General features: G+C 40.5%; 7 protein-coding genes and 2 pseudogenes. 7 read left to right on the top strand and 2 right to left on the bottom strand.

Translation table 11 applies throughout. The features are described 5' to 3' along the window. The 4 genes from AC1DWN_RS22145 to pgmB all read left to right on the top strand — a co-directional run. On the top strand, positions 1-277 hold a 277-nt coding region (locus tag AC1DWN_RS22145), incomplete at its 5' end, for a hypothetical protein (RefSeq protein ID WP_477561068.1). Positions 278-685: 408 nt separating this feature from the next. Next, entirely contained in the window at positions 686-2,047 is a 1,362-nt protein-coding gene (locus AC1DWN_RS22150; protein WP_477561069.1) for an MFS transporter, read from the top strand. Between the two features lie 4 nt (positions 2,048-2,051). Next, on the top strand, positions 2,052-3,707 hold the full coding sequence (locus AC1DWN_RS22155; RefSeq protein ID WP_477561070.1) for a glycoside hydrolase family 3 protein: 1,656 nt from the start codon (positions 2,052-2,054) through the stop codon (positions 3,705-3,707). Then, entirely contained in the window at positions 3,701-4,351 is a 651-nt protein-coding gene (pgmB, locus tag AC1DWN_RS22160) for a beta-phosphoglucomutase (protein ID WP_477561071.1), read from the top strand. The genes AC1DWN_RS22155 and pgmB overlap by 7 nt, the downstream gene beginning before the upstream one ends. A gap of 133 nt (positions 4,352-4,484) precedes the next feature. Here pgmB and AC1DWN_RS22165 read toward each other — a convergent pair whose 3' ends face one another. Further along, a complete protein-coding gene (locus tag AC1DWN_RS22165) occupies positions 4,485-4,685 on the bottom strand; it encodes a hypothetical protein (protein WP_477561072.1) in 201 nt (66 codons plus the stop codon). A 228-nt stretch (positions 4,686-4,913) separates the two neighbouring features. Between AC1DWN_RS22165 and AC1DWN_RS22170 the strand changes: the two genes are divergently transcribed. The 3 genes and pseudogenes from AC1DWN_RS22170 to AC1DWN_RS22180 all read left to right on the top strand — a co-directional run bounded on the left by AC1DWN_RS22170 (position 4,914) and on the right by AC1DWN_RS22180 (position 7,682). Then, a complete protein-coding gene (locus AC1DWN_RS22170; RefSeq protein WP_477561073.1) occupies positions 4,914-6,341 on the top strand; it encodes a PQQ-dependent sugar dehydrogenase in 1,428 nt (475 codons plus the stop codon). A 215-nt stretch (positions 6,342-6,556) separates the two neighbouring features. Further along, a pseudogene (locus AC1DWN_RS22175) lies at positions 6,557-6,675 on the top strand (GMP synthase (glutamine-hydrolyzing)); the annotation flags it as partial. A gap of 344 nt (positions 6,676-7,019) precedes the next feature. Beyond that, a complete protein-coding gene (locus AC1DWN_RS22180) occupies positions 7,020-7,682 on the top strand; it encodes a hypothetical protein (RefSeq protein WP_477561074.1) in 663 nt (220 codons plus the stop codon). Between the two features lie 147 nt (positions 7,683-7,829). Here the strand turns inward: AC1DWN_RS22180 and AC1DWN_RS22185 are convergent. Continuing rightward, positions 7,830-8,046, bottom strand: a pseudogene (locus AC1DWN_RS22185) (GTP pyrophosphokinase); the annotation flags it as partial.

Here is an 8,046-nt window from a genome sequence, read left to right on the forward strand (position 1 = left end):
AAATATATATGGTTCTTATTTGATTACGAAAGAACAATTGAATCGTTCACACGGCTCTGCTTATGATCATTGGGTGAACTCGGGCGAGGGCATCTTAACTCCAGGGTATATCCATTATTTGAAACAGATAGCCACTCCTAAAATGAGTGTTCATAAAGAGCGGATACAAGGGGAATTTACATTTGATCTTAATCTTAAGCCCCATGAAATTAAATATATATGGTTCTTATTTGATTACGAAAGAACAATTGAATCGTTCACACGGCTCTGCTTATGATCATTGGGTGAACTCGGGCGAGGGCATCTTAACTCCAGGGTATATCCATTATTTGAAACAGATAGCCACTCCTAAAATGAGTGTTCATAAAGAGCGGATACAAGGGGAATTTACATTTGATCTTAATCTTAAGCCCCATGAAATTATACTGATCAAAATGAATAAAGTCATATAGGGCAAAGTCAAAAATACGCATGCTTAACTTCCTGATGCCAGGAGGGAAAGCCCACGTATTTTTTTTGTCCCACAGTGGTATAAAAACAAGGAAGTATATACACAACAATACGTAAGTTTAATGATTTTCTAAACAATTGAAGACAATAAACAAGAAAGGTTTGAACCATAACTTGTTAGTGCTTTCGAACTGAAAATCATAAGATTGAAGTAGAAAATGAAAGGGGTTACAACATGATGAACTTCAAAAAGGTGAGTAGACGATTTGCGCTTGGCGGATTCGGTCAAAACTTAATTTATGTACTGATGTCGGCCGGTTTTCTGTTTTACTTCACGGAAGCTGCCGGGTTCTCCGCGGCTACAATCGGGACGCTCCTATTAGTCGTTAGAATATATGGTTTAATTGTCGATCCCATTATTGCCGTCCTCATCGAAAAAACGAACACCAGATGGGGGAAATACAGACCTTATGTTACGGTTATTCCTCCGATCATCAGTTTATTATTTGTTGCACTATTTTGGAGTCCTCCACTGGATCATGGGGCGCATTTAATCTATATCTACGCGGTCACCATTCTTTTTTGGACAGCCTATGCCTTTTTTGATATTTCATACTGGTCTATGGTGCCTTCGATTACGAAAGAAGAGGACAAACGAATCAAGCTGCTGACCATGTGTAAATTGGTCGTGATGTTTGCCGGATTTGGAATCGGAATGGCTCAGATGCCTCTTGTCAAATGGTTAGGAAACAATGATTACTCTGATGGCTTCTTCTTGTTAAGTATCATCCTTGCTGTCGTTTTTACCATCTGTGGACTTCTTCTTGCACAATCATTAAATTTTATGAACAACAAGACGGAAGGGCAAGATTCCACTATTGCCAAGACCAACCCAGTGAAAGGCTTGCAAATGATTAAGGCTCTCCTGGCGAATAAACCGTTAATTATTATTATTCTGGTGAAGCTGGCTATTTATGTGCCGGTAATGCTTAAAKGAAGTATCTMCATTTACTTTTATAAATATAATTTAGGCAACGATATTCTATCGTCGTATGCTTCGATGGTCTCGTTACCCGTCACTCTTATATTAATTGCATTCACGCCCAAATTGATTAAGAAGTTTAGCGATAAAAAGGTGATGTTGGCCATTGTGCTCGTACATGCTGTCCTTTCCTTGATCTATATCGTGAATACGGAGGCTTCCGTATTTTATATCGTTATTGATGGAGTTTCCAATGCTGCAATGGGCGTCTATTCCTTGATTATTACGAACATGGTAGCTTCGACAGTAGAGTATGGCGACTGGAAAACGGGAGTCCGAATGGAGAGTATTATTTTTTCTGCGAATACGATTAGTTCAAAGCTCGCATCAGGTATTTCTGCGGCGATTGCGGGTTGGGTACTATCGGGTATCGGCTATATGCCGGGTGTGACACAAAGTGCGGAAACCTTAAACGCTCTGCATCAAGTCATGGTGTGGGTACCTGTGATCGGATGTGTGTTAGGGGGAGTATTGCTTTTGAAATATAACTTAACTTCGCAACTGTACAGCGAAATCGTGACAGACATCGAGAAAAGAAATCAGGAGCGTGTGTAATGCAATGATCAATACGGATTTATTAAAAGAGAAGCCTTTCTATTTAACGGAGGAACAAAGAAGGAACGTCGCGGATAAAATAGAAAAAATGCCTCTAAACGAGAAAATCGGTCAATTGTTTTTTTTAATGCATTATGAGCAAATGAGCAATGAGCAAGTGCTGCGCATGGTTCAGCACATACAACCGGGCGGAGTCATGCTGCGTCCTGCAAGTGAAGCAACGGTGACGGAAATTATCGATTTAATAAAAGATACCAGTCTGACTGTTCCGTTCATTTCGGCCAATTTGGAACATGGCGTAAATGGAATCGTGAAAGACGGAGCAAGCTTTGGAAGCGCGATGCAATTATCCGCTGCGAACGATCCGGAATTAGTCCGTGAAGCAGCTAACTTTATAGGTGTTGAAAGTGGTTCCTTGGGTGTAAACATGACCTTTTCTCCGGTTGTGGATATCAACTATCATTGTTTAAACCCGATTACGGATACTCGTGCGTTCGGCGATGATGCGGAACATGTAACAGAGATGTCCAAAAGCTTTTGTGAGGGGCTAGTAGCTGCCAATGTCATGCCCGTTATTAAACATTTTCCCGGGGATGGTGTTGATGATCGGGATCATCACGTCCTCCCTTCGGTTAACAGTCTGCCGTTTTCGGAATGGGATGATAGCTACGGGGCTGTGTATAAGGGGTTAATCGAACATGATATTCCTTGTATTATGGCGGGGCATATTTTGCTTCCCTCTTACGAGAGAATGGTTCAACCGGATATAAAGGATAACGAAATTTTGCCCGCGACTTTATCCAAAAATCTATTAAACGGTTTATTGCGCGAGCACTTAGGGTTTAATGGACTAATCATAACTGATGCTACTGGTATGTGTGGTTTTAATAGTTTTGCCACTAGAAAAGAAAGCATGGTCAATAGTGTTAATGCAGGCTGCGATATGCTGCTGTTTACAAAAAGCTTGGAGGAAGATTATGCCGCAATCTATGAAGMGGTAAGTCTGGGCATCATCACAAAGGATAGATTGCATGAGGCCTTGGTTCGCATATTAGGGATGAAAGAGAGGATGTTTGCCAAGGATAAAGAGCAGACGAACAACTTGTCTTTCGATGCATTAGCTGAAAAAGTGTTTGATCAATCGATTACGTTAGTCAAAAATAACGATAACCTCTTGCCTATCCGTCCAGAAAGCTATCGTAAAATTTTATTAATTCCACTCGGAAATGAAGAGCACAGCAAAACGGTTTTGGCCAAGGAGTTGGAAGAAAAAGGGTTCCATGTCACCTTATTGGATAACACTAAAATAGATTTTGATCTTCTTATTGGCAAAGCAGCTGATTTGAAAGCCAAATATGATATGGTCATTTATTCGATTGATTATCGGGTGAAAAGTAATCAAACGTCTAATCGGATTGAATGGGGGATGCCGGCGGGTCAATTTATGCCTTGGTTTATAAAGGAAATTCCCGTTGTCATGATTTCTTTTGGAAATCCGTATCATTTGTATGATGCCCCCAGAATCCCAACCTATATTAATGCCTATAGTAATGTAGACAAAAACATAGAATGGGTTGTAAAGAAGCTGGTGGGAGAAAGCGAGTTTAAAGGAATCAGTCCTGTTGATGCATTCTGCGGGAGGTTTGATACCAGATGTTAAAAACAAAAGGAATTATATTTGATTTGGATGGCGTTATTACGGATACTGCAGAATATCATTATCTGGCGTGGAAGAGCTTGGGTGAGGAGCTTGGTATTGCGGTTAGGCGTGAATTTAATGAGAGCTTAAAAGGCATATCTAGAATGGAATCGTTAGATAGGATCTTGGAGCTGGGGAATAAGGAACGTCAGTATTCAATAGAAGAGAAGATAGGTCTGGCAGAGAAAAAGAATGGGTACTATTTGGAACGGATTGCTTCGATTACCCAACAGGATATTTTGCCGGGCGTTATACCTCTGTTGCAAGCGTGTAGACGGGCCGGCCTTAAAATAGGCTTGGCCTCTGCCAGCCATAATGCGCCTTTTATATTGGATAAATTGGGGATTCGAAATTATTTTGATGTTATTGTTGATCCAGCCAGCCTTGCGAAAGGCAAACCAGACCCGGAAATATTTTTGACCGCCGCTAAGCTGCTTCATATCTCTCCTGAATCTTGTGTGGGTGTAGAGGATGCAGAAGCGGGTATTGAGGCTATCAATCGTGCCGGCATGTATTCCATCGGGGTTGGAGATTCGAACATTCTATCGCATGCGGATTATGTGGTAACAAGCTTATTGGAATTGCAACTGGAAGACTTGGTATAGATTGGCTAGAAGTAGATGATTCCTTTTTTGTGGGAATCATCTTTTTTCGTTCCAGCGTGCCCAGAGGCACGCATCATCTACCAGTCCTTCCGACATGCCGGTGATCAAATATGTTATCACTCTACCTGTTAACTTACATAGCAAACATTCTTAAAAATCCTATCAACATGGGAGCACGACCGCCGAGCAGTTCGTTCGCGAGTTGAAAGACGTCCTGTTCGCGTACTTCATTCGCCGCTTTGCTGCGCAAAAACAACTGCTGAGCGCCTTGAATAATATCTTCGCGCCGCTTGTTTCTATGCTGCTCCAATTGTTCCTTCCACTTGGGATCCACGAAAATCCTCCCTCCTTAAAACGATGAGTATTTCGTCATTTTAGCATGTTAAGCAATTATGATCCAAGTCGGGTCTTATGATTAAAAGATTAATATTTTGTAAATGGGATAGATTCGCGGTCCGCTGTCCATTCCAATCGACAGATTGCCCGGCCCTAATTGGTACTAATAGAACAGTTCTAATCATATTCTTTATAAAAAAAACAATAGGATGGAGTGTAAAGTTAGTTGATAAAAGTTAAGGTTAGTTTACGGCCCATTGTAAGTAATATAAATTTACCCACTGTTATGAAAACAACTATACTTCCGGGTGAATCAATTGAAAGATTATTTATTGCAACCCAGGTAGGAGAGATCTTTTACATACGAAACAGAGTTATAAGGCCTTTTTTAGATATTAGCTCGCGAATCATAAAACTTGGTGTTTCTAGTGGAGGATATGATGAACGGGGATTGCTAGGGCTAGCGTTTCATCCCGAATTTTATTATAACGGTCTTTTCTATCTTCATTTTTCAGTAGCTGGAACACAAGGTCCAGGTGCTTTTCCAGGTGCTCCTCTTGAATCTTTTAGGCCTAACCCGTGTGATCCTAGAACCTTAAACCTAAAATGGATAAATAGAGAAATTCAATACGATCATATTGATACAGTTGAAGAATGGATTCTACAATCGAATGGTCAACCTCAAAAACGGCGGACATTACTTAATATAAGAAGACCATTTTTAAACCATAATGGTGTCAATAGCTTAAACTTTTCACCTGAAACAGGAAAACTTGTTTTGACAACCGGAGATGGTGGATCAGGCTATGATCCATTTAATTTAAGCCAAGATGATATGGAAATCGCAGGTAAAATAATAGAAATTGATGTATTTAAGAATACATTTATCGATAATCCACCCGTAGTTACACGTTTTAATGAGCTACCCGTACCTATTCAGGAAACACTTACGGTAATTGCCAAAGGAGTTCGCAATATACCAGGCATTTCATTTCAAAGGTCTTATAATCAGTATATCAAATACGCAGGCAATGTCGGACAGGATCTCGTAGAGTCGATTTTTTCGTTCATTCATTATAAACCAATACCGGTTACTCAGCTTATTCAAGCTTATTTAATGAAATCTGAACCTGACCAAGAAGGATTTATTAACTTTGGCTGGCGAGGGTGGGAAGGTGCTTTTCCTACTTCGATAATAACAGGCTGCTCTGCAAATCCGGCTTTGGATGAGAAAACAATTTCTTATTACGATGAAGCAGTAAAAACTTCAGTGCGACGTCTTCAGCCTCTAACTAGTTATTTTCATAAAGATCCCCGAACCGATAAGTTTGGAGCAACTGCACTTACAGGAGTCCAGCCATATATGGGAAATGAAATCCCCGATTTAACGGGAAATGTTGTGTTTACCGATCTAGCTCTGGCTAAAGAATCTCAACTTCCGGTTAGAGGTGTCTTAGCTTATACCAGAGTAAGAATGGATTGCAAACTAAATGATTTTAGTGTTATTGAAACCGATTATAATTTTGGGGCTCAATCAGCGTATTATGTTAGTTTGGGAACGAATCTGAATCAAACCAAACTATATTTAGGGGTTTATAGCTCTATGAAAGTGGCTGATTTTAACCAAGGTACCATTTTTGAAATTGTTCCATAATTCATAACTATATAAAATTCGACTTAATAATCCACATTTGTACATGCCATGCCCCTCCATACGCATCATCAGTTTTAGTTGAAATCACTGATTTTACCCGCTACAATTGATATACAAAAATAACGCAATAATTGAATAGTAATTTCTTGCATTTGAAGCGGGTAATGGTGGTCGGGATTACGATGATTTAAGTCTGAATCATGGCTCTTATCCCACGTATCCCTTGGGATGTGSAGAGAAAATTTCAGTTCGTATCTTGAACGAAGTTGAGAACGTAAACCGCATCGTGTACGATGTAACTTCCAAACCGCCGGCAACGATCAAGTGGGAATAGGATCATATAATTGATGACGTTAATTGCTTGTGACTCCTTGGTGGACAAGAGTTTCTGGCGTTGACGGCATTGATATTCCACGTACACCTGCAACAATTGAGTGTTAAAAATTACTCTCTTTTATTTGCGTTATTTAGCAAATAGAGGGTAGTTTTTTTATGACCAAAATCAAAGAACTAATTGAGGATTATAGGCTGAGTCAAGAAGTGATGGGCAGGGCAAATGACCTGTTTCTGTTTTTTTTGTATGGATAGTACGAAGAATAAATCTCCAAATCGATAGAATGGTCAGACTGAAGCCAATGATTCCATAGCATACTTCATTTCTTGAAAGGAGAGATTCATATGAATCGAATCTACTTTAAGGACAATCCATGGCCGAACGGTCACAGCATTAAAGAATTTGAATGGGAAGCTCGACTGGAACCCGATAGCGGCATCTGGTTTGACCTTCACTTGAAGTCTGAAGACTATGATGCGGATGATATTGTCGAGGAAGAAGAGGAAGATGATGACAGACCCGATTGGTATCATAAGATCGTGTGGAATAACTATCATGCGGCTACATTGTCCTCTACGTTTTGGGGGCATAAGGGGCTATTGGTCGGCACGGAAGCTAACAATCTTGATTTTACCAAGCTTGTACATACTATGTTTGAAGTAGATACGCTTCCGCTGCAAGATGAACGTGATTATGAAGATGGAGCCTTCGGCATTTATTTACTCGGTCACGACGCAGCGGCGGATCATCGTATTCATTTTGAAAAAAACACAGGCTCCAATGACTTCACGGTGCGTTGGTCTGGCAAAATCGCGCTTATGTATGTCGGACAGGAGGAATTCAAGTATGCGTTTGACGCCACGATAACAAATGTTGCGTTTAGCGGTATTAAGCTTCCTGAAGGCTATAGTCCTGAGAAAGGACGTCTTCTGTTAGCGTCCTTTGTATCAGACGTGGATCTGTTTGTGTGGTCCCACGAACGAGAAAGGTTCGTACTAAGGTCTTAGATATCAACGGCTTCTCAGGTTGTTGCCATGTTGCCATACTGATGGGTGCACACCGCCTCTCTCTATTCCTTAGAGAGGGGCTGTTTAGGCTTGAATAATGTCACGGGAGTTTCTTGGTGACCCAAATCAACGAGTTTATCGAGGATTTTATACTTTCCGTTTAAGCTTATTCATTGCGTTATTATATTTCGCAACTCTCTGGTAATCTTCCTCGGTGGGATTCGTAATTCGTGATAGATCACTATTATCTTCTAGATCAAGAAGCTTTACGGCACTGGCTAATGTGTTAGGTTGTATACGGTCAATAAATTCATCATATGTTTCATGCTGCCGTCTTGTAAGGCAATCGAGAGCTTCTATGATC

Source organism: Paenibacillus sp. P4_A7, assembly GCF_056402455.1.

What these genes read in the sequence shown, in the direction of transcription:
- pgmB (WP_477561071.1), top strand. Translation starts at nt 3,701, where the DNA reads ATGTTAAAAACAAAAGGAATTATATTTGATTTGGATGGCGTTATTACG.
- AC1DWN_RS22180 (WP_477561074.1), top strand. Translation starts at nt 7,020, where the DNA reads ATGAATCGAATCTACTTTAAGGACAATCCATGGCCGAACGGTCACAGC.